General features: G+C 43.6%; 19 protein-coding genes and 2 tRNA genes. 10 read left to right on the top strand and 11 right to left on the bottom strand.

Features of this window, described 5'->3' with window-relative positions; translation table 11 throughout:
* Positions 1 to 7: 7 nt before the first annotated feature.
* Positions 8 to 1,735 carry an indolepyruvate ferredoxin oxidoreductase subunit alpha gene (gene iorA, locus DW793_RS08615; protein ID WP_118157639.1) on the bottom strand — a complete coding sequence of 576 codons (1,728 nt, stop codon included), beginning with the start codon at positions 1,733 to 1,735 and terminating at the stop codon, positions 8 to 10.
* Positions 1,736 to 2,335: 600 nt separating this feature from the next.
* On the opposite strand from iorA, the gene DW793_RS08620 reads away from it, so the two are divergent.
* From DW793_RS08620 to DW793_RS08635, 4 genes are read left to right on the top strand one after another with little or no spacing between them, the layout of a single operon-like run.
* Positions 2,336 to 3,577 (top strand): galactokinase, encoded by a 1,242-nt coding sequence (locus tag DW793_RS08620; protein ID WP_181988325.1) that lies wholly within the window; start codon positions 2,336 to 2,338, stop codon positions 3,575 to 3,577.
* Between the two features lie 13 nt (positions 3,578 to 3,590).
* Positions 3,591 to 4,127: a hypothetical protein gene (locus DW793_RS08625; RefSeq protein WP_118157641.1), complete on the top strand. Its 537-nt coding sequence runs from the start codon at positions 3,591 to 3,593 to the stop codon at positions 4,125 to 4,127.
* An 18-nt stretch (positions 4,128 to 4,145) separates the two neighbouring features.
* Positions 4,146 to 4,814 carry a tRNA (guanosine(46)-N7)-methyltransferase TrmB gene (trmB, locus tag DW793_RS08630; RefSeq protein ID WP_041337508.1) on the top strand — a complete coding sequence of 223 codons (669 nt, stop codon included), beginning with the start codon at positions 4,146 to 4,148 and terminating at the stop codon, positions 4,812 to 4,814.
* Positions 4,814 to 5,308, top strand: a complete 495-nt coding sequence (locus tag DW793_RS08635; protein WP_118157642.1) for a hypothetical protein — start codon at positions 4,814 to 4,816, stop codon at positions 5,306 to 5,308. Before trmB ends, DW793_RS08635 begins: the two co-directional genes overlap by 1 nt.
* 109 nt (positions 5,309 to 5,417) lie before the next feature.
* Here DW793_RS08635 and ilvC read toward each other — a convergent pair whose 3' ends face one another.
* From ilvC to ilvB, 3 genes are all read right to left on the bottom strand, one after another.
* The gene (gene ilvC / locus DW793_RS08640) at positions 5,418 to 6,443 is read right to left on the bottom strand and encodes a ketol-acid reductoisomerase (protein WP_041337504.1); all 1,026 of its coding nucleotides are present in this window, start codon (positions 6,441 to 6,443) and stop codon (positions 5,418 to 5,420) included.
* Positions 6,444 to 6,510: 67 nt separating this feature from the next.
* Positions 6,511 to 7,008, bottom strand: a complete 498-nt coding sequence (gene ilvN, locus DW793_RS08645; RefSeq protein WP_022287490.1) for an acetolactate synthase small subunit — start codon at positions 7,006 to 7,008, stop codon at positions 6,511 to 6,513.
* A gap of 118 nt (positions 7,009 to 7,126) precedes the next feature.
* On the bottom strand, positions 7,127 to 8,752 hold the full coding sequence (gene ilvB / locus DW793_RS08650; protein ID WP_118157643.1) for a biosynthetic-type acetolactate synthase large subunit: 1,626 nt from the start codon (positions 8,750 to 8,752) through the stop codon (positions 7,127 to 7,129).
* A gap of 269 nt (positions 8,753 to 9,021) precedes the next feature.
* On the opposite strand from ilvB, the gene DW793_RS08655 reads away from it, so the two are divergent.
* Together DW793_RS08655 and DW793_RS08660 are read left to right on the top strand one after the other, a co-directional pair.
* Positions 9,022 to 9,110: transfer RNA gene (locus tag DW793_RS08655), tRNA-Ser, on the top strand.
* Positions 9,111 to 9,132: 22 nt separating this feature from the next.
* Positions 9,133 to 9,222: transfer RNA gene (locus DW793_RS08660), tRNA-Ser, on the top strand.
* A 107-nt stretch (positions 9,223 to 9,329) separates the two neighbouring features.
* Here the strand turns inward: DW793_RS08660 and DW793_RS08665 are convergent.
* The 3 genes from DW793_RS08665 to DW793_RS08675 all read right to left on the bottom strand — a co-directional run bounded on the left by DW793_RS08665 (position 9,330) and on the right by DW793_RS08675 (position 13,986).
* On the bottom strand, positions 9,330 to 9,980 hold the full coding sequence (locus tag DW793_RS08665) for a YczE/YyaS/YitT family protein (protein ID WP_252969783.1): 651 nt from the start codon (positions 9,978 to 9,980) through the stop codon (positions 9,330 to 9,332).
* A 121-nt stretch (positions 9,981 to 10,101) separates the two neighbouring features.
* A complete protein-coding gene (gene pckA / locus DW793_RS08670) occupies positions 10,102 to 11,706 on the bottom strand; it encodes a phosphoenolpyruvate carboxykinase (ATP) (RefSeq protein ID WP_117903849.1) in 1,605 nt (534 codons plus the stop codon).
* Positions 11,707 to 12,213: 507 nt separating this feature from the next.
* Positions 12,214 to 13,986, bottom strand: coding sequence for a GLUG motif-containing protein (locus DW793_RS08675; RefSeq protein WP_118157644.1), 1,773 nt, complete (start codon positions 13,984 to 13,986; stop codon positions 12,214 to 12,216).
* A gap of 226 nt (positions 13,987 to 14,212) precedes the next feature.
* Here DW793_RS08675 and DW793_RS08680 point away from each other — a divergent pair, with 226 nt between their 5' ends.
* The 4 genes from DW793_RS08680 to DW793_RS08690 all read left to right on the top strand — a co-directional run bounded on the left by DW793_RS08680 (position 14,213) and on the right by DW793_RS08690 (position 17,555).
* Positions 14,213 to 14,926, top strand: coding sequence for a LytR/AlgR family response regulator transcription factor (locus DW793_RS08680; RefSeq protein ID WP_118157645.1), 714 nt, complete (start codon positions 14,213 to 14,215; stop codon positions 14,924 to 14,926).
* Complete coding sequence (locus DW793_RS08685) at positions 14,926 to 16,191, top strand: GHKL domain-containing protein (RefSeq protein ID WP_252969785.1); 1,266 nt, start codon at positions 14,926 to 14,928, stop codon at positions 16,189 to 16,191. The genes DW793_RS08680 and DW793_RS08685 overlap by 1 nt, the downstream gene beginning before the upstream one ends.
* Positions 16,167 to 16,247 (top strand): hypothetical protein, encoded by an 81-nt coding sequence (locus tag DW793_RS15405; RefSeq protein ID WP_252969786.1) that lies wholly within the window; start codon positions 16,167 to 16,169, stop codon positions 16,245 to 16,247. The genes DW793_RS08685 and DW793_RS15405 overlap by 25 nt, the downstream gene beginning before the upstream one ends.
* Positions 16,248 to 16,457: 210 nt before the next feature.
* The gene (locus tag DW793_RS08690) at positions 16,458 to 17,555 is read left to right on the top strand and encodes a glycerol dehydrogenase (RefSeq protein ID WP_022286582.1); all 1,098 of its coding nucleotides are present in this window, start codon (positions 16,458 to 16,460) and stop codon (positions 17,553 to 17,555) included.
* Between the two features lie 124 nt (positions 17,556 to 17,679).
* Here DW793_RS08690 and DW793_RS08695 read toward each other — a convergent pair whose 3' ends face one another.
* From DW793_RS08695 to DW793_RS08710, 4 genes are all read right to left on the bottom strand, one after another.
* On the bottom strand, positions 17,680 to 18,516 hold the full coding sequence (locus DW793_RS08695; RefSeq protein WP_118157646.1) for an IS3 family transposase: 837 nt from the start codon (positions 18,514 to 18,516) through the stop codon (positions 17,680 to 17,682).
* The gene (locus DW793_RS08700) at positions 18,513 to 18,851 is read right to left on the bottom strand and encodes a helix-turn-helix domain-containing protein (RefSeq protein WP_118157647.1); all 339 of its coding nucleotides are present in this window, start codon (positions 18,849 to 18,851) and stop codon (positions 18,513 to 18,515) included. The genes DW793_RS08695 and DW793_RS08700 overlap by 4 nt, the downstream gene beginning before the upstream one ends.
* A 182-nt stretch (positions 18,852 to 19,033) precedes the next feature.
* Positions 19,034 to 20,008, bottom strand: coding sequence for a helix-turn-helix transcriptional regulator (locus DW793_RS08705; RefSeq protein WP_118157648.1), 975 nt, complete (start codon positions 20,006 to 20,008; stop codon positions 19,034 to 19,036).
* A gap of 470 nt (positions 20,009 to 20,478) precedes the next feature.
* Positions 20,479 to 20,852, bottom strand: a 374-nt coding sequence (locus tag DW793_RS08710; protein WP_147342181.1) for a fibronectin type III domain-containing protein, incomplete at its 5' end; no start/stop codon positions are given.

Raw genomic sequence — 20,852 nt, forward strand, 5'->3', positions numbered from 1 at the left:
GTTATCATTAGTCGCATATCGCACCGAGCTTACACATTTCCTTGCATATGCCGCAGCCTACGCACTGTGTATGGTCGATAACGCACTTGCCGTCATGGATAGATATAGCAGGACAGCCTATCTTCAAGCACTGCTTACAGCCAACGCACTTATCCTTGTTTACCTTGAGCGGTGGATTGTGCTTTACATATTTAAGAAGTGCGCATGGACGTCTTGAAATAATAACGCTTGGTTCTTCCTTGGCAAGCTCTTCCTTGATAACAGCCTCTGTTTCAGCCATATGATATGGGTCAACGACTCTTACGCTCTTGATACCAAGTGAATGGCAGAGCATTTCAAGGTCAACGGCATAAGCAGGGTCGCCCTTGAGGTTTTTACCAGTTGTAGGGTTCTGCTGATGACCCGTCATACCTGTGATAGAGTTATCGAGAATGATAACAGTTGAATTTGTGGAGTTATATGCAACGTTCACAAGACCTGTCATACCGCTGTGCATGAATGTAGAGTCACCGATAACGGCAACAGACTTCTTCTCTGCCTCTGCGCCTCTTGCCTTGTTGAAGCCGTGAAGTCCGCTGATAGACGCACCCATGCAGATAGTTGAATCCATAGCACAAAGCGGTGCTGTTGCGCCGAGAGTGTAACAGCCGATATCGCCTGACACCATAACGCCCAGCTTATGCAGGCAATAGAACAGACCTCTGTGAGGACATCCCGGACACATAACAGGAGGTCTTACAGGCACGTTATCCTCAAATGTGATATACTCAGGCTTCTCGCCAAGTATCTTTTCGGCAACGATAGTCTGTGATATCTCGCCCATAAGGCTGAAAAGCTCCTTGCCGATAACGTTCACGCCGTTCTTCTTGCAGTGTGTTTCGATAACATCGTCAAGCTCCTCGATTACATAGACCTTTTCGCACTTTGCGGCAAAGTCCTTTATTATCTGAATTGGCATTGGGTTTACGATACCGAGCTTAAGATATGAAGCCTTGTCACCAAGTGCTTCCTTTGCATACTGATATGAGATACCGCTTGTGATAACGCCTATCTTTGTATCGTTCATCTCTACCTTGTTGAGCGGTGAAGTTTCGGCATAATCAGCGATAGCTTTCATTCTTGCCTCAACAACAGGGTGACGGCGGATAGCGTTACCAGGCATCATAACATACTTCTGGATATTCTTTTCATATGGGATATTCTCCCTTTCCTCTCTCTCGCAAAGCTCAACAGCTGACTGAGAGTGAGAAACTCTGGTGGACAGTCTTACGATAACAGGAACATCGAACTTTTCAGAAAGCTCGAAAGCAGCCTTAGCAAACTCTTTGCACTCTCCTGAATCGGAAGGCTCTATCATCATTGTCTTAGAAGCGATTGCATGGTGACGTGAATCCTGCTCGTTCTGTGACGAGTGCATACCAGGGTCATCGGCGACAGCTATTACCATACCTGCCGTTACGCCTGTGTAGCCTGCTGTGTAAAGAGGGTCAGCGGCAACGTTAAGACCAACGTGCTTCATTCCGCAGAAGCTTCTTACACCGCCTATAGAAGCGCCAAGAGCCACTTCCATTGCCACCTTTTCATTAGGCGCCCACTCAGCATATACCTCGTCATATTTTGCAACAGCTTCTGTTATCTCAGTTGACGGAGTGCCGGGGTAAGATGATACAACCTTACAGCCTGCCTCATACAGACCTCTTGCAAACGCCTCGTTTCCAAGCATTAGTTTTTTCATACAATAAATCTTTCCTTTCACTGCACCGACCATTTTTTCGTGGTCGGTAAAAATAAACAATAATTAAAATAGACACAAGTAATTATACCACAAATTTCACCAAAATGCAACAGCTTTTTTGATTTAAAGCACCAATAGAGTGTTATAAAAAGTTTGCTTACGGCAATTTTGTCAGTTTGCATAAAATATCAAGGGAGCTTCTGTGCAAAAATTCACCTACAGGCACACTTGGCACACATACACGCACACATGAAACGTGCAGCGCACGATTTGAGCAACAAAAAATAGATTGCCGACAGGCGATACAAGAGTGTTGCAAAAGGCTTAAACAAGCGGGACGTCGAGGGCGCCGTCCCCTACAGTCAACGTAAATACGCTGTTTGTATGTAGGGGCGAACAGTGTTCGCCCGTTGATTTGACATTTTTGCAATAAAATAAATCGCCGCCAGGCGATACCATAATTCCTCATTCCTCATTCTTAACACTCCTCATTTCTCATTCTCACCTCCTCACTTGTTTAAAAAATTGTACTTGAAAAAAGAGCATAAATGTTGTATAATAACAAAGTATACTTAAATTTACGTTCGGAGGATATACATAATGAAAAAATATACACTTGACGAGGTCTACACAGCCGATATGACGGCGTTTCAGAGAGAAAGATATAACAGAGTTGCAGATGAGTTTGAAAAGCTTTTCGGTGAAAAGCCAACTGCTTTCTTCTCAGCTCCAGGCAGAACTGAGGTAGGCGGCAACCACACCGACCACAACTTCGGCTGCGTTCTTGCGGCAGGCGTTTCACTTGACGTTATTGCCGCTGTCGCTCCTGACACCGAAGAGAACGTTATTACAATAAAGTCCGAGGGCTTCCCAATGGACACTGTGAACGTTGATGACGACACTATCTACGAGAACCAGAAAAACACATCTGCGGCACTTATAAGGGGTATGTCCGCAGGCTTTAAGAAGAATGGTCACAATGCCGGGGGCTTCAAGGCTTATGCAACTTCAAACGTGCTCAAAGGCTCCGGACTTTCTTCATCTGCGGCTTATGAAGTGCTTATTGGCACTATCCTCAATGGTCTTTACAACGAGGGCGAGGTTTCTGCTGTGGAAATAGCTCAGATAGCTCAGTTTGCGGAAAATGTATATTTTGGCAAGCCGTCAGGTCTTATGGACCAAATGGCTTCATCAGTAGGCGGATTTATCACTATCGACTTTGCTGACGAAAAGCGCCCTGTTATCGACTCTGTAAAGTTCGATTTCACAAAAAGCGGTCACGCACTGTGTATCGTTGACACAAAGGGCAATCATGCCGACCTCACCCCTGAGTATGCGGCTATCCCAGCGGAAATGAAGTCTGTTGCGGCTTTCTTTGGCAAAAAGGTGCTGAGAGAGATAACAAAGGAACAGCTTCTTGAAAACATCTGTGCCGTTAGAGAAAAGTGCAGTGACAGAGCTGTGCTTAGAGCGCTCCACTTCTTTGACGATAACGAGAGAGTTGGCAAGGAAGCTTTCGCACTTTCAGAGGGCGACTTTGACGCTTTTCTGAGCCTTATCAATGAATCAGGAGATTCATCATTCAAATATCTTCAGAACATCTATGCTTCTCCTGCCCCAAACGAGCAGGGTCTTTCACTTGCTCTGTATCTTGCAAAGCAGGCTCTTGGCGGTGAGGGTGCTTGCAGAGTACACGGCGGTGGCTTTGCAGGAACTATCCAAGCGTTCGTACCTGAAAAGAAGCTTGAAGCTTTCAAGGCTGAAATGGAGAGAGTATTCGGTGAAGGCTCATGCTATGTGCTGTCCATAAGACCTGTTGGCGGCGTGCAGATCGACCTTTAATATAGGAGTTGTCATGAAAAATCCATTTGCAGGCTTGAAGAAAAAGCAGGTGAAGTTGCAGTTTTCCACCTGCGGAGAGATAATGATAGACGGACTTCCCTTTGCTTTCGGAGTGGAGAGTGCAGGGAAAGCGTCAGACAAAGGGCTTTGCGTTTCGATATCGGGTGAAGCTGTCAATGACGGACGTGTTACCTTTTCAAACCTTGAATACTACGAAAACCATGGCGGAAAGATAACCCTTGTGAAGCATGGCTTTTCACTTGTCACCAAAAAGGACGGCAAGAAAATTTATCAGGCGAAGTTTACCAAAATACCTATCGCCGAAAAGGACACCTCAGTGCTTTTCAGAAAGCTCACCGAGGAAGAGGTCGTCCAACGGCTCAACTGCGAGATAGCTTTTAAGGTGACCCCTCATTTCAGCGGTGAGGACACACCCGAAGTCATGCTCACAGTTTATCCTTATGAAAATATGCTCACAGGGTCGGCTGTGCAGTGGCTAAAGGTCACGTCTGATAAGGACTATTTTCTGCACAAATATTCTAATAAATAACAGGAGAGTTTATCCCATATGAGAATGAGAAGAAAGAAAAATCTTGAGGCACGTCTTGAAGCCTGCGGAGATTATATTTTATATCTTGACCGTGACGAGAAGAATTTTCAGGACAAATCAAACAAACAGCTTATTGACTTTGAGAAGATATTCGGAAACAGCAATCCCCTTGTGCTGGAGATAGGCTGTGGAAAGGGTCAGTTTGCAAGAGAGATAGCAAAGAGAAATCCTGACAAGAATTTCCTTGCAGTAGAAAAAAGCAGTAACGTTATAGTTGACGCCGCACAAATGGCTATAGACGAGGGCATACCGAACCTGAGATTTGCAAGGGGCGAGGCTGAATATCTGGATTGCTTTATCCCTGAAAAGTCAGTGGAGTGTATCTACCTTAACTTTAGCTGTCCGTATCCTAAAAATACATACGCACGTCATAGGCTCACATACCGAGCTTTTCTTGAAATATACAGACGTATCCTTGTGGACAAAGGCGAGATATACCAAAAGACCGACAATATGCACTTTTTTGAGTTCTCCTTGGAGGAGTTCTCTGCGGCAAATTACGGACTTAAAAACATTTCTCTCGACCTTCACAACAGCGGCTTTGAGGGCAATATCGTAACGGAATATGAGAAGAAATTCTCAGACATGGGTATGCCTATCTACAGATTGGAGGCGTTCGTAAAATAATGAGCGACCAGATAAATCCAATTGTCAGCGAGGAAGATATGGGTGCTGACAGCAAGCTTCGCAAATGGTCAACAGGCAGAAAAGCCAAGTGGATAATTTGGATAGTCGTTATTCTTGCAGTAGCACTCGGCTTCTGGCATCAGCACTATATGCGCTCTGACAGCCAGATAAAAGCCGTTTTCAATGACAATAAGGCTAACTTTCAGACCACTGCGGAATTTATGATAGAAAGCATTTCATGCGAAAAGCCGACACTGCCAAAGGGCAAATGCTCCATTAAATCACTCACTGAAAACAATGCCTGCAAGTCTGTGAAGAAAGAGCTTGAGGAGCTGGAGCGCAGAAATATCACATATATCGACTGTGACGGCTTGACAGTGAAATTTTATACCATTTATGACCATTACTATATTTACCGCTCACCCATAAGCTCATCAGGGGGCGAGGATAACCTCGGTGACGGGTGGTCTTATGTAAAAACAAGTAAAAGCTGATTTTTTATGGACGAAAAAATTATTTTCGTCACTATTTTCTTTAAACAAAAAAAGAACGACCTGCATTGCAAGCCGTTCTCTTTTTATGCAATAATATTAATTCTGCAAATTAGTTGTTGATGAGCTTCTCGTCATCGTTGTTCCAGCTGTAGAGCTTTCTGATCTCCTTACCAACCTTCTCAGAAGGATGCTCAGCATGGAGCTTTCTCATAGCCTTGAAGTGTACCTGTGAACCAGCGTCGCTCATATCAAGGAGGAAGTCCTTAGCGAATGTACCGTCCTGAATGTCAGACAGAACCTTCTTCATAGCCTTCTTTGTGTCCTCAGTAACGATCTTTGGACCTGTGATATAGTCGCCGTACTCAGCTGTGTTAGAGATAGAATATCTCATGCCCTCGAAACCTGACTGATAGATAAGGTCAACGATGAGCTTCATCTCATGGATACACTCAAAGTATGCGTTTCTTGGGTCATAACCAGCTTCACAAAGTGTTTCAAAACCAGCCTGCATAAGTGCGCAAACACCACCGCAGAGAACTGCCTGCTCACCGAAGAGGTCTGTTTCTGTTTCTGTTCTGAATGTTGTCTCAAGAACACCTGCTCTTGCTCCGCCGATACCAAGTGCATATGCAAGTCCGATATCCTGTGCGTTGCCTGTTGCATCCTGCTCAACTGCGATAAGGCAAGGTGTACCCTTACCAGCCTGATACTCAGAACGTACTGTGTGACCAGGAGCCTTAGGTGCGATCATGATAACATTGACATTCTTTGGTGGTACGATGCAGCCGAAGTGAATGTTAAAGCCGTGTGCGAATGCAAGAGTCTTACCCTCTGTGAGGTATGGCTCGATAGATTTCTTATAAAGTGCAGCCTGCTTCTCATCAGGAATAAGGATCATGATGATGTCAGATGTCTTTGCAGCTTCCTCAGTTGTCATAACTGTAAGACCCTGCTGCTCAGCCTTTGCCCAGCTCTTAGAACCTTCGTAAAGACCTACTACTACGTCAACACCGCTCTCCTTAAGGTTGAGTGCATGAGCGTGACCCTGTGAACCGTAACCGATAATGGCAACTCTCTTACCCTTGAGTACGTTAATGTCGCAATCCTGCTGATAGAATATTCTTGCCTGTGCCATTGTTAATTCCTCCAAATTCAGAAATTTAAGATTTATTTTATGTACCTTTCGGCTATATAATCAAAGTTTATTTGCCTGCATTGAATGTGTCAGAGCCTTTCTCTATTGCGATAGTGCCTGTTCTTACCATTTCGATTATTCCGTAAGGTGCTATGACCTCCTCAAATCTGCAAAGGTGAGCGTAAGTGTCGCAAAGCTCCAATGTCATTGTCGTAAGCGTTATATCCATGACCTTAGCCCCTGTGATATCCGCAATAGTCATTATCTCACTGCGTCTGTTTGCGACCGCAGACACCTTGACTATCATAAGCTCTCTTGCGAGATACTCATTAGCCTCAAAAGTCTTTACCTTGATGACTTCTATAAGCTTATTGAGCTGTTTCTCGATCTGCTCAACTGTATGCTCGTCACCGTCAGCAACTATCGTTATTCTTGAAACGTCAGGGTCATGAGTCGGACCTACTGCAAGGCTCTCGATATTGAACCCACGTCTTGAAAACAGTCCGGAAATTCTTGATAGAACACCGCTGTGGTTTTCTACAAGAACTGAGATCGTATGTTTCATAAATCAACCTCCATAAGGAAACCTTTCCTTGATTTTTAATTATATCAGTTTATTATTAAGATTTCTTGAACGTAAACGCTATATACTGTAAACGCTACAGATAGTTAAAATATCGACCTTATAATGTTGGCATATCCTTATCCACAACGACTTCAACAAGGCATATACCCTTATGTTCAGCAAGCATTTCGACGCCCTTTTCCATAGTATCATCGTCATAAACTCTCATTGCAGGTATGCCATAAGCTTCTGCAAGCTTGATAAAGTCAGGAGAGCCGTCAAGAAAAACTGCTGTCTGTCTGTCATGATAGCCGTTTGTCTGAAGCTCTCTTACCATGCCAAGGCGGTTGTTTGTCATTACTACCACCTTTATATCAACGCCGAACTGAACAGCTGTTGCAAGCTCCATGAACGACATCTGAAAAGCTCCGTCACCGCATATAGCAACTGTTGCTCTGCTGTCGTCAGCCATTTTTGCACCTATCGCCGCAGGCACAGAATAGCCCATCGTACCCATGCCGCCTGAGGTAAGAAGTCTGCCCTCTTTGCGGAACTTATATTCAGTGCAGGTCCATATCTGATTTTGTCCAACATCTGCCACAACAGTAACATTGGCAGGCATTTTCTTTGCAAGCCTGTCGATAAACACCCTCGGATTGACAGTACCCTTTGCAGGCTCAACATACTTTCTCTCGCCCCCAAGGGTCTTGATGTGAGCTATCCACTCATCGTGCTTCATAGGCTTTGCAAGCTCCGTCATTTGCTGTAAAACAAGCTTTGCGTCGCCAACGAGAGGCAGGTCAGCACCGATATTCTTGCCTATCTCCGCAGGGTCGATATCTATATGTATTATCTTAGTAGTTTTCTCCAGAGCCAAAGGTGTTTTAACGGCTCTGTCGCCAACTCTTGCGCCCACAAGGAACAGCACGTCGCACTCATTCACAGCAGCGTTAGCCATTTTGACACCGTGAGTACCTATCATGCCGCAGAAAAGCTGATCGTCATCAGGGAAAACAGAAATGCCCATCATAGTTGTGATAACAGGTATCTGCATAAAGTCGGCAAGCTCTCTTATCTCGTTCTCAGCGTGAGCGGCAAAAACACCTCCGCCAATACAGATAAGCGGCTTCTCAGCCTCTTCCAACGCCGCCATTACACGCCTTACCTGAACGTAGTTGCCCTTTGTGGTAGGCTTATAGCTTCTTATCTCGCACTTTTCAGGGTACTCAAAGTCGATAACAGCTTTCTGAACGTCCATAGGGATATCTATAAGCACAGGACCCGGTCTGCCCGTGCCTGCAATATAGAAAGCCTCTTTGAACACTCTCGCAGTGTCCTCAGGGTCTTTGAGAAGATAGCTGTGCTTAACGAACGGCTCAGCCGAGCCTGTAATGTCAGCCTCCTGAAAAACGTCAGAGCCTATCTGGTCGGTATTCACCTGACCTGTTATGCACACGATAGGTATAGAATCCGCATAAGCGGTAGCAATAGCAGTAATAAGATTAGTTGCACCCGGACCTGATGTAGCGATACAGACCGCAGGCTTACCTGAAATTCGTGCATAGCCGTTAGCCGCATGACCACCGTTAGCCTCCTGTCTCACAAGCACCTGCCTGATGTCGTTTTCAGCATCCAGCAAAGCGTCATAGAAAGGACAGATAGCAGCTCCGGGATAGCCAAAGACGACTTTTACGTTCTCAGCTTTCAAACATTCAACCATAGCCTGACTTACAGTCATCTTCATAATAAAGTCGCCTCCATAAAAAATTTTCTGTATAAATTATCATATAAAGTGATAAAACATACAAAGCTGTGATTTATTATACCATATTTATAAGATTTCGTCAAGTATCGTTAGCATACGAAGGAATATTTACGTTAGCATACGAAGGAATATTTATGCTTAAAAAAATTTCGCAAAAAAATTTGAAAAAGGGGTTGACAAGACAGATGAACTGTGCTATAATGATTAAGTCGCTGAGAGAGAACGACACAAAAACAAATAATTAATGTGGACAGGTGTCCGAGTGGTTTAAGGAGCTGGTCTTGAAAACCAGTGATACGGCAACGTACCGTGGGTTCGAATCCCACCCTGTCCGCCACATTTTTTATATATACAGGTTTGCGGATTTACCCAAGTGGTGAAGGGGCTCCCCTGCTAAGGGAGTAGGTCTGGAAACGGGCGCGAGAGTTCAAATCTCTCAATCCGCGCCAGCAAAAGTTTAAGCTTTTGCTTGTATCCGCTTTACGTTATGTAGAGCGGATTTTTTATTATATAAATACACAAACGCCGCAGAGATATCTGTCCTCTGCGGCGTTTTTTATTCTGCAAGCCCTGCGGCACTTTTCATTCTGTCTTTGAAGAAATGGTCGAATACTGCCACGCACCTTCCCACAAGGAGCATAGCCGCCACCGTTCCGATACCGATACCTATTATCCGCTTGTCAAACAGCAGACCTATCACGCAGGCAATGGCAACACACGATGCGTCAAGTATATTCTTGCCAAAGCCCATGTTCTTTCCAAAGGCTTTTCCTATAGCCTGAGCAAGACCGTCGGCTGGGTTCGGCACGAACTTCATGGCTATCATCATTGACATTCCAGCACCCGTGCAGATTATCGCTGCTGCAAGATACAGCGTGTTTTGCCACAAATGTCCGAAATTGAAATCTAGCAGCTTTGAAAACATATTCAGTAGCATGCTGAACACAATGCTGAATGGTATTTGCAGCCAGTCTATAACAGTTCTGTCGCTGCCTTTTATTATCATTTCTATCACAACGAACAGTGCATATGTAGCAAAAGTCACAAGAGAAAAATTCACATCCCATATACTCGATATGGCAAATGGCACTGATATAATAGTGGATACACCTAGCCCTGTTTTGATGTTCATCGTTATCCCTGCTGCAAGTATCACAAGCCCCATGGCATATATAGCCGCCCTTGCGGCATAATTCTTCTTTTCCAAACTAGATTCGCCTCCATACCAATTATACCACCTTCATCACACTTTTTCAAGAGCACAAAAAAGCTGCCGCACCAAAAGGCACAGCAGCTTTTATACTATATAATAGTATCAGAGTTATTGATTATTCCTTTGGACCTGCTGATACAAGAGCCTTACCTGCTGGGTTGCCCTCATACTTAGCAAAGTTCTTAACAAATCTGCTTGCAAGATCCTTAGCCTTTGTCTCCCACTCGGAAGCGTCAGCATATGTGTCACGAGGATCGAGAATTGCAGGATCAACGCCTGGAAGCTCTGTTGGAACTTCAAAGTCAAAGTGTGGTATCTTCTTTGTAGGTGCGTTGAGAATATCGCCGTTAAGGATAGCGTCGATGATTCCACGAGTATCCTTGATAGAGATTCTCTTGCCTGTGCCGTTCCAACCTGTGTTTACCAGGTATGCCTTAGCACCGCTCTTCTCCATCTTCTTAACAAGCTCTTCAGCATACTTTGTTGGGTGAAGCTCAAGGAAAGCCTGACCGAAGCAAGCTGAGAATGTTGGTGTAGGCTCAGTGATTCCACGCTCTGTACCTGCAAGCTTTGCAGTAAAGCCAGAGAGGAAGTAATACTGTGTCTGCTCTGGTGTGAGGATAGATACTGGAGGCAGTACGCCAAATGCGTCTGCTGAAAGGAAGATAACGTTCTTTGCAGCAGGTGCAGAAGAAATAGGTCTTACAATGTTCTTGATATGGTCGATAGGATAAGATACACGAGTGTTCTCTGTAACGCTCTTATCAGCAAAGTCGATCTTGCCGTTCTCGTCAAGAGTTACGTTCTCAAGAAGAGCATCTCTTCTGATAGCGTTGTAGATATCAGGCTCAGATTCCTTATCAAGGTTGATTACCTTAGCATAGCAGCCGCCCTCGAAGTTGAATACTCCGTTGTCGTCCCAGCCGTGCTCGTCGTCACCGATAAGAAGTCTCTTAGGGTCTGTAGAAAGTGTTGTCTTACCTGTACCGGACAGACCAAAGAAGATAGCTGTGTTCTCACCGTTCTTGTCTGTGTTAGCTGAGCAGTGCATTGAAGCCATGCCCTTGAGTGGAAGGAAGTAGTTCATCATTGAGAACATACCCTTCTTCATCTCTCCGCCGTACCAAGTGTTGATGATTACCTGCTCACGGCTTGTGATGTTGAACATAACTGCTGTCTCAGAGTTAAGACCAAGCTCCTTATAGTTCTCTACCTTAGCCTTTGAAGCGTTGTATACAACGAAGTCAGGCTCAAAGTTCTCAAGCTCCTCAGCAGTTGGCTTGATGAACATATTTGTTACAAAGTGAGCCTGCCAAGCAACCTCAACGATGAAACGGATAGCCATTCTTGTATCCTTGTTAGCGCCGCAGAATGCGTCAACTACGAAAAGTCTCTTATTTGAAAGTTCCTTGATAGCGAGTTCCTTAACAGACTTCCAAGCCTCCTGTGAAGCTGGGTGGTTGTCGTTCTTGTACTCGTCAGAAGTCCACCAAACAGTGTCCTTAGAATTTTCGTCCATAACGATGAACTTATCTTTAGGTGAACGGCCTGTATAAACGCCTGTCATAACGTTTACTGCGCCAAGCTCACTTTCCTGACCCTTTTCATAGCCTTCGAGTGTTGGCTTTGTTTCTTCCTCGAACAGCTGCTCGTAAGAAGGGTTGTAAACAACTTCTGTAGTTCCGGTGATACCGTACTTGCTCAAATCGATCTTTGACATGTTGCAATAACTCCTTTTCAAAAAAATATCGTTAATAGGCGCTATAATGAAACAGCATACGCTGACACATTCATTTTCTTTCCTTATTATTAAGCATAAGCTATACAGAAATTCATCTGACAATTGAAAACACACTGCCAGCATTTCATGCTGTGCTCCTATTACAGCAATATAATTATACCACATATTTTTCTGAATTGCAAGGGTAAACGCAGATTTTGTGAGCTGATTTTTTACATTTCGTTTAAATCTATGATGATTTTTTATGAATAAATGTAATTTCATGGTATAAAATAGATAATAAAAGATATTGACTATTATCAATAGTTAGTTTAAGCTTGCGCGGACGATTTTGCAGTATCAATATAAAATAATTGCATTTTTATGCTTCTTTGCAAAAAAACGCCCTGAATTATGCAGGCAAATTCCGCTTTCCTGCAAACAGAAAAAAGGCAGTCCACAAGGAACCGCCTTTCTCCGAAATATCAACAATAGGGGAGATCTTATTTACTTTTTCTTCTTAGCCATGACCACAGCCGCACCGCTCAGAAGTGCAAGAGCGAATGCTCCGCCTGCAACGCCGGTTGATGGGTTTGTGTTTGAAGCGTTTGAAGCTGCCTTTGAGCTGCTGTCTGACTTGCTGTCAGCTGCCTTGCTGTCGGCAGAAGAGCTGTCAACAGCAGAACTGCTTGATATATCAGAAGAATTATCAGAGCTGTTCTCGCTGTCAGGCTGTGAAGAAGCAGGTGTTTTCTTTACAAGGTTTGCCACAGCATCGTTTATAGCCTTTGCCATAGCGTCCACCTCAGCCTGCTCTGTGATGTTCTTTGTTCTGTCAATAGCGGCAAGAGCCTTTTCGACTTCTGAGAAGTCCTCATAATCGTCCTTGTTGAGAGCCTTTGCGGCTTTCTCTGCCTTGTCAAGCTCTGTATAGTCTGCTGACTTGTATGCAAGTTCAAAAGCCTGTGTATGTGTTGCGATATCTGCTGAAATAGTTATTTCCTTGCTGAGAAGCTCGCAATCGTCAGCAGTTACCTCTACTGTGTAAGTGCCTGCTGTAAGCATTGCAGTATTACTTGTTATCTCTTTTTCGTCTACCTTTATTACAACATTTTTCAGGTCAGCAGGTGTTACTTCAAAATCAACTGCATACTCCTTAGTTGGCAGGACAGGCGTTTTTCCCTCAACATACTGATACTTTGCACCGTCGGCTGTCAGCTCGTCATAAAATTCTTTTGTTGTCATATAGTCATAAGCTTTAGCCTTGCCTGCTTCTTTATTTGAACCGCAAGCTTCAACATCTTCTGTTTCTGTGAAATAGTTGTTTTTAAAGTCAGTTGTAGACGAGGAATCCTTCCCCACTATTCCGCCGAAACGTGTATATGGCTTTTTGGCTGAGTACTGTGAAAGGTCAATTTCTCCTGCAAAATAGCAATCACTTACAGAACCGCCGGCTACTGAACCAACGATACCGCCTACATCTGTGGTTCCGTTGCCAACCGGCGTGAGTTTTCCTGTAACATAGCTGTTTATAACCTTGGAATCGCCATACAAACGTCCTACGATACCGCCGGCGTCTGGTGCAGCATATACCATATCGCCTGTGCTTGAACAATAGCGGACTTCCGTTCCAATCTGCGCATATCCAACTATACCGCCGACATAAACACTTCCGCTGTCGCCTGAGATAGTTATGTCTGCTGTGTTCTCACAATATTCAAAAGTTGTGCCGTATGCCTGACCTACCATGCCTATGAAGCCATAAACATATTTGCCGTTATTGTTGAACGATACGTTTGACACACAATCAGAAATAGTACAATCACCTGCAAATCCTGCAATAGTGCCATAAACAGTATATTCGTTATCAGTATTTGTCACATCCAGATTTCCCTCTATAGTCAGACCTGATACCTCTGCTTCCTCGATATCGCCAAAGAAACCGACCAACAAATCTTTACCATAAATAGACGTAAAATCAATGTTTGAAATAGTATGACCGTTTCCGTAGAATTTGCCGCTGAAACAATGTTCAATATAGCCGTTTTCATCGAAAACGTTTCCGATAGGCGTCCATACAACACCTGTCAAGTCAAGGTCATTTTCAAGAACAACAACTGCGTCCTTATTCTTGTCATAATCTCCGTTGTTTACCGCTTTTGAAAACGCCAACAGGTCGTCAACAGTTTTTATTACCGTCTTATTATCGTCTGCAAATGCCGTTGTCGGCACAAACAAAAGACAGCCCGTCACCAAAAGACTTAAAATTTTCTTTTTCATTCTAATTCCTCCATAATATTTTTTTGTTGCTGATTTTTCTTTTTTACTCAGAACATAATTTTACTCGATTATTTTAACATAGCCTACACACTTTGTCAATAGATTTGGCACAAACGGTCAAAAACCTGCACAAGCGGTAATAAAATAAATGAATAATGCTTGAATTTTGCTTTGATATGTGTTATTATATATTAAGAAATCATGTATAAGAAAGGATTTTTACAGTATGAGAGTGGCATTGGTAGACGATAATAAAAACGACCTTGCACTTCTTCATGAATATATTTCCGAACAAACCGCTCACAGCTGTCAGATAGATACGTTTTCAAGCGGAGAAAGCTTTTTGTCATGTTGGCAGATGGGAGCTTATGATCTGGTTGTGCTTGATATATTCATGGGGAAAATGACAGGGATAGAGGTCGCAGAAAAGCTTCGTGAAACAGACAAAAGCGTCCATATCGCATTTGGAACCTCAAGCAACGAGTTTGCAAGCGAAAGCTACGACCTCAACGCCTGCTACTATCTTTGCAAGCCCTTTCAGGCTGACAAAGTAAAAGCCATGCTTGACCGGATCGGTTCTGATGAAATTGATCGTATGCGTTCCGTTAAGCTTCCCGATGGTCAGAACGTGATACTCAGAAATGTTATCTACATAGACTGTGCGTCACATATCGTGACTATCCATTGCACAGACGGTGAAAACATAGTTTCAAGAAATTCTTTCGCTGAGATCGAGAGCATTTTTTGCAGTCATTCATACTTTTACACCTCCACCAAAGGCGTCATCGTGAATTTCTATGAGATAGCCCAGCAAAAAAGCGACCTTTTCATAATGAGCGACGGCACACATATCCCCATAAGTCGCCGAAAATCCAGAGAAACACTAGACGCCTTCGCTCAGTTTCGCTTCAGTGATCTGCGAAAAGGCGGTGAGCAGTAATGCCTCCTTTATACCGCCTTGTGGAAGTGGGCATATATTCCCTTCTGAATTTTCTGCCACTTATGGTGCTTGCCCTTTATCCCTTCCGGCATAGACTTCGCTTTTCCAAAACAGCTACCGTGGGACTTGTTGTGGCTCTTTCACTGGTGCAGATCTTTTTAGGCTGGCAGGCGGCATTTTTCAGCACAAATGCAGGTCTGCTAAGTGCAGTCAGCACCCTGCTCTATGCGGCTTTTTACTTTTTCGCTGTGAAGGTCAAGGTCGGCAAAACAGGCTTCACACTGCTTCTGCTGTCAAATAACGCAAGCTTTATCGTCATTACCTCAAAATGTCTGGAGGGCATTCTGTTCCCGTCACTTGCCTATGAGTCATACCGCTGGTCGTTTTCCCTTTGTATGCTTATGACAGAAGCCGTGGTATGGGGACCGCTTTTTATCTACATGAAAAAGGTCTACACACCTGCGGTGGAAAGAGAGCCGTCAGGTCTGGAGTGGCGCTATCTTTGGCTTATCCCATTTACGTTCTATATAATATGGTATTATACTCTCTACGGCAACTCTGCGAAAAGCAGCTTAGAGCTTGCTCTGGAGCCAAAGAACACCATAGCTCTGTTCTTTATAAACGCAGGGGCATTTCTGGTGTATTACATCGTGGCACGGCTGGTCATCGAGCAGCAGAAAAATCTGCGGCTTCAGGAAAATAACCACCTGCTTGAAATGCAGAACCTGCAATATGACTATTTGCAGGATAAGATAAAAGAAACAAGACGCTATAAGCATGATGTCAGACATCATATCGCTCTTATGCAGGAGCTTCTGAAAAAGGGCGAATACGATAAGCTTTCGGAATATCTCAACGCTTTCAGGGATTCTATGCCCGATATATCAGAACGCATTTACTGCAAAAACACATCTGTAAGCGCACTTCTTGCATATTTTGCTCAAATAGCGGAAAGCAGCGGCATTGAATACAAGGTGAGCGCTGACATCCCAGATGATATAAAAATAGACATAACCGACCTCTCTGTGCTTTTCGGAAATCTTATCGAAAACGCCATTCACGGCTGCGCGTCTGACAGTGCAAAGAATAAAAAAATAATAATCAGAGCAAAGGCTGACAGCTATTCCCTTTGCTTGGCGGTGGACAACACCTTCACTGGAACTATCCTCACCAACCCCGAGGCGGTTTCCTTTCCTCAAAACGCAAAGGCAAAGGGATCGGCACAGAGTCTGTCAAGAACATTGCCGCCAAATACAATGGCGTAGCTAAATTTGAATACGGTGACGGAATGTTTTACGCTTCCGTAATGCTGAACATATGAAAAAAGCGGAAAGCTCGCAAAGAGCCTCCGCTTTTTCTGTTTTATCATCCTCCAAGCTTTACATTTTCAATTGTTGCCACAACAAATAATTCACATATCATTTATAAAATGTTCCTTGCATCTTTTGTGCAAAATGCTATAATCTAATTGAAAATACGGAGAGAATTCCGTATAAAGTTAATAAATCAAACAAATCGGAGGTAATTCATTATGATGGGAAGACTCAGAGCAATGCGTGAGCCGCTCAAATATGTTCAGGGCAGAGATGCTACACTTAAGTTTCATGAAGAAATGGGCTATATGGGCAAAAGGTGGCTGTTTGTATGTTCAAACAGCGGCTACAAAGCCTGTCATGACAAGATAGAGAAAAGCTTTGGCGAGCTTGACGATTACAGACGTTACGAAGTTTTCGGAGGCATATCAAGCAAGGGCGAGATCGCCAAAATGGAAGAGATAGTAAAGGCTGACAACATCGACACAGTCGTTGCAGTTGGTGGCGGAAGCGCAGTTGATACTGCAAAGGCTACAGCATACTACACAGGCAAGCACATTGTTATCGTGCCTACAGTTGCGGCAACAGATGCGCCATGCACAGGTCTGTCAGTAATATACAATGATGACCACAGCTTTGACAAATATCTTTTCTATCCTACCAATCCGGACGCAGTAATGGTAGACACAACAGTTATCGCAAACGCACCTGTAAAGTTCCTTATTGCAGGCATGGGCGATGCACTTGGTACATATTTTGAGGGCAGAGCTTCCATAAGAACAGAGTCTGCAAGCCTTGAAGGCACAGGCATCACAAGAGCAGGACAGGCACTTGCAAGACTTTGCTATGACACGCTGAAAACATACGGCAAGCAGGCAGTTGAGGCTTGCAAGGTACACGCAGTTACACCTGCCCTTGAAGCTATCTGCGAGGCTAACGTATATCTTTCAGGCGTTGGAGCAGACAACGTAAACTGTGCGGCTGCACACTCGTTCTACAATGGCGTAACATCATTGGGAATCAAGCACGCAGACCACGGCTGTTGTGTAGCCCTTGGCACACTGGTTCAGCTTGTACTTGAGGGTGCGCCAAAGGAAGAGTTTGAAGAGGTACAGAACTTCTGCCTTGAAGTGGGACTTCCTGTCACACTCGAGGAGATCGGTGTAACGACACCTGAGCAGGTAGAAACTATCGCAAAGAACGCTTGTATCCCAGGCGAAACTATCCACAATCTTGCAGGCGACGTACAGCCTATCGAGCTTTATGACGCTATCATGCAGGCAGACGCAATGGGCAAGATAGCGTTGGGAAAATAAAGAATAGTTTATATTTAAAATAATATTGCCACCCACGGCTGATTTGAACTGACCCCAAAAAGTTAGACAAAGATTCAAAAGAAAATTTATGCAAAGCGACTAAGAGGAATTTTGGTCGCTTTTGTTATGCAGCTTCCTGTCTGAAATCTATAGGAGATAGACCATTAAGCTTAAGCTTGATGCGTTTGTTGTTGTACCATTCTATGTATTCATGAAGCTCTTGAATAAAATGCTCGACAGAATGAAATTCCTGCAAATAGAGAAGCTCTGTTTTCAGCAAGCCGAAGAAATTCTCGGCACAGGCATTGTCAAGACAATTCCCCTTTCGGGACATACTCTGCCTGATGCCTTTCTCTTTGAGCATTTTCTGATAGTGCTTGTGTTGATACTGCCAGTCTTGGTCTGAATGAAGAATCAGATTTGTGTTGTCCGGTATTTTTGTAAATGCTTTCTCAAGCATATCCGTTACCTGATTCAAATTCGGATGACGACTTAGATTGTATGAAATCACTTCGCCATTATATAGATCAATGATCGGTGACAGATATAGCTTAATTCCAAACAAAGCAAATTCAGTAACGTCAGTTACCCACTTTTGATTTGGCTGATCTGCTTTGAAATTCCGTTCCAGAAGATTCGGTGCAATTCTGCCGACATTACCCTTGTATGAGTGGTACTTATGCATACGAACATGGCAAAATATGCCCATTTTACGCATCAGTTTCTGTACTGTCTTGTGATTGACAACAAATTTCTTCTTCAATTCTTTGGTGATTCTCCGATATCCGTAACGACCTTTGCTTTCATCGTAAATGCGGCGTATTTCAGTTTTGATCTCAGCATATCGATCCGGCTTTGGATGATCAAATTGCTTACTGTAATAGTAGTAGGTACTGCGGGGAATATCAGCAATCTCAATGAGCAGCCCTATCTTATGTTCATGCCTCAGTTCCCATATCACTCGTGCTTTTTCTCTTGCCGTACCCGCTCGTCAACCAAGGCATTCAATTTTTTTAAGTATGCGTTCTCCGCACGAAGACGCTGTACTTCTGCAATCAGATCTTCTTCTTTCTTAATTTTCGGAGGTCGCCCTGTGGATTTCCTTCCTCTGCGTTCTGCGTAAAGTCCATCCGCTCCTTCCTCAAGATAGATTCGTTCCCATGCTGTTACTCTGCTATTCGGTATGTCAAATTGACGTGCAGTTTCACGATAGCCTAACTTTTCTCTGTGCATTGTTTCCACTACTTTGATTTTGAATTCCGGTGTGTATCTTTTGTTCGGTTGTCCTTTTGGCATAAAAATGCCCCCTTTTGTTGGATTTTTTATTGGTATATTTCTATTATACCACATTGTCTAACAAAAGGGGAGCATTTCATAACCAAGCGGCGATTTCTTTTTTGTTTTTTATCATCTATATATACCCATATCACAAGTACTATAATGCCTAATATAATAAGTTGCATTATTTTTCAGCTCCTTCATTTCTCCTCATACCTTTCCCCCATCGCCCCGATCTCTGCCAGCATATCCTCCACCAGCGGTTTTGGCTCAAGGACTTTTACCCACGAGCCTTGGGAGAGCAGGTACATTATTATCCCCCTGCCGTAGTTGACCTCGGCAGTTATAACACTCTTTGTGCCGTTCTGCTCAATGATTTTTGCGGTGGGCAACCTGTCAAGAACTGCCTGCAAAGACAACCCCGAAAACTCAAAGGTTATCCGCACGTTGTCCCCTGGAAACATAAACTGATTTTTCTCACGCAGGTCGCCCTCGTCAAAGCTGTGCTCACGATCAAGCTGGAAATTTTCCCTGTGCTCAACAATATTTTTTATCCTGTCAATGCGGAAATACCTCGCCTTGTACTGGGTATCATCTGCCGCATATGCGATAAGATAAAAATAATATTCGCTGAACATTATCGCCGCAGGCTTCAGCTTCCTAACAACTTCGCTCCTGTCCATTTTCAGATATGTTACCGAAATGACCTTCTTACCATCAATGCACTGCACAAGACGCCAAAGATTGTTTATCACGCTGTTGCAATCAGAGCGTACCTCGTGATAATGATATATCTCCCTGAGGATCACCTCATCAAGAAGCTTTCGGTCATTGGCAGTGGTAAACTTTCTCAGCTTAGATACAATGAATAGCATATCTTCTTTGCTGAAACAACGTGCCCCGAGTATCACTTTTACCAAGGCAAAAAGTTCCTGATTTTTCAGAAACTCGTCGCTTTTAAGTATGTAAGCCCTGTCCTTGTGCGAATATGTGACCTCGGCATTTTGCATAAGCTCCCTGTGTTCCGCAAGAAAATCGTTTATCCTTGCAACGTCACGACTGACACTCTTTGATGATATCCTATACTCCTCCGCAATAAGCCGATTAGGCACGACCTCGCCGTGCAAAAGCCGATAAAATATTTCAAGTACTCTGTCTAAACGCTCATTTTCCATTTTATTACCCCTCTTTCTTACAATTATACCACATTTGATTTTGAATTTGTTAAGCTGGCTGCTTAGTATAACGTTTTCGAATAATATTTTTTTATTTTAACCAAAAATGTCAAATTATCGGTGCGGCAAATCATCGTATTTTGTCGTTTTATCTTGCTTTCAGTATAGCATAATTGCCAGACAAAGGTATGTCCGTTTAAAATTAGTTTACTTTTACATTATAGCCCTTTTTAGCGGTATATGTCGAGAAATAATACTAATATAAGCGTGATGACGACATCAAAAACCCTGCCCTGACACAGAAAATAGTTGAGAGCATATCGAAACTTTCGGAAAAAGACCAACGATTGGTGCTTGAAGTTTCTGAAAGACTAGGAAAAGAATAATTTTTGAGGCCTCGAACTGCAATATCAAAGTAAAAATAAAACAGCGTACCGCAGCCCCCTGCGATACGCTGTTCTCATATAAAATTACTTCTTAGTAGTCACACTCTTTGAAGCCGACCAAGCGCCGTAGTATTTCGTCCCCTTTACAGTTGTATACGAACGAACACGAACATAGTATTTCTTTTTGCCTGAAAGCTTTGAAACAGTGGTCTTGTCGGTCTTGTTGTTTGTTATGGTAACTTTCTTTGCACTTGTGAACTTTGAGTTGGTAGCGTACTGAATTTCATATCCGGTAGCCGAGCCTTTCTGCGCCCAGTCCACAAAGAATGCCTTGCTCTTAGCCGTGAGTTTCTGTATCTCCTGCTTGGCAGGATTTATCTTGAACGTCTTTGTGATAGTGCCTGTGTAAGAGCCTTTTCCTGCGATTTTTACTGTGGCAGTGCCTATTTTCTTGTTGT

The organism is Ruminococcus sp. AM31-15AC, from assembly GCF_003462045.1.
GTDB classification, from domain to species: Bacteria; Bacillota; Clostridia; order Oscillospirales; family Ruminococcaceae; genus Hominimerdicola; species Hominimerdicola aceti.

What these genes read in the sequence shown, in the direction of transcription:
- DW793_RS08635 (WP_118157642.1), top strand. Translation starts at nt 4,814, where the DNA reads ATGAGCGACCAGATAAATCCAATTGTCAGCGAGGAAGATATGGGTGCT.
- ilvC (WP_041337504.1), bottom strand. Translation starts at nt 6,443, where the DNA reads ATGGCACAGGCAAGAATATTCTATCAGCAGGATTGCGACATTAACGTA.
- ilvB (WP_118157643.1), bottom strand. Translation starts at nt 8,752, where the DNA reads ATGAAGATGACTGTAAGTCAGGCTATGGTTGAATGTTTGAAAGCTGAG.
- DW793_RS08680 (WP_118157645.1), top strand. Translation starts at nt 14,213, where the DNA reads ATGAGAGTGGCATTGGTAGACGATAATAAAAACGACCTTGCACTTCTT.
- DW793_RS08620 (WP_181988325.1), top strand. Translation starts at nt 2,336, where the DNA reads ATGAAAAAATATACACTTGACGAGGTCTACACAGCCGATATGACGGCG.
- DW793_RS08675 (WP_118157644.1), bottom strand. Translation starts at nt 13,986, where the DNA reads ATGAAAAAGAAAATTTTAAGTCTTTTGGTGACGGGCTGTCTTTTGTTT.
- DW793_RS08625 (WP_118157641.1), top strand. Translation starts at nt 3,591, where the DNA reads ATGAAAAATCCATTTGCAGGCTTGAAGAAAAAGCAGGTGAAGTTGCAG.
- DW793_RS08705 (WP_118157648.1), bottom strand. Translation starts at nt 20,008, where the DNA reads ATGGAAAATGAGCGTTTAGACAGAGTACTTGAAATATTTTATCGGCTT.
- DW793_RS08685 (WP_252969785.1), top strand. Translation starts at nt 14,926, where the DNA reads ATGCCTCCTTTATACCGCCTTGTGGAAGTGGGCATATATTCCCTTCTG.
- DW793_RS08690 (WP_022286582.1), top strand. Translation starts at nt 16,458, where the DNA reads ATGATGGGAAGACTCAGAGCAATGCGTGAGCCGCTCAAATATGTTCAG.
- DW793_RS08700 (WP_118157647.1), bottom strand. Translation starts at nt 18,851, where the DNA reads ATGCCAAAAGGACAACCGAACAAAAGATACACACCGGAATTCAAAATC.
- pckA (WP_117903849.1), bottom strand. Translation starts at nt 11,706, where the DNA reads ATGTCAAAGATCGATTTGAGCAAGTACGGTATCACCGGAACTACAGAA.
- iorA (WP_118157639.1), bottom strand. Translation starts at nt 1,735, where the DNA reads ATGAAAAAACTAATGCTTGGAAACGAGGCGTTTGCAAGAGGTCTGTAT.
- trmB (WP_041337508.1), top strand. Translation starts at nt 4,146, where the DNA reads ATGAGAATGAGAAGAAAGAAAAATCTTGAGGCACGTCTTGAAGCCTGC.
- ilvN (WP_022287490.1), bottom strand. Translation starts at nt 7,008, where the DNA reads ATGAAACATACGATCTCAGTTCTTGTAGAAAACCACAGCGGTGTTCTA.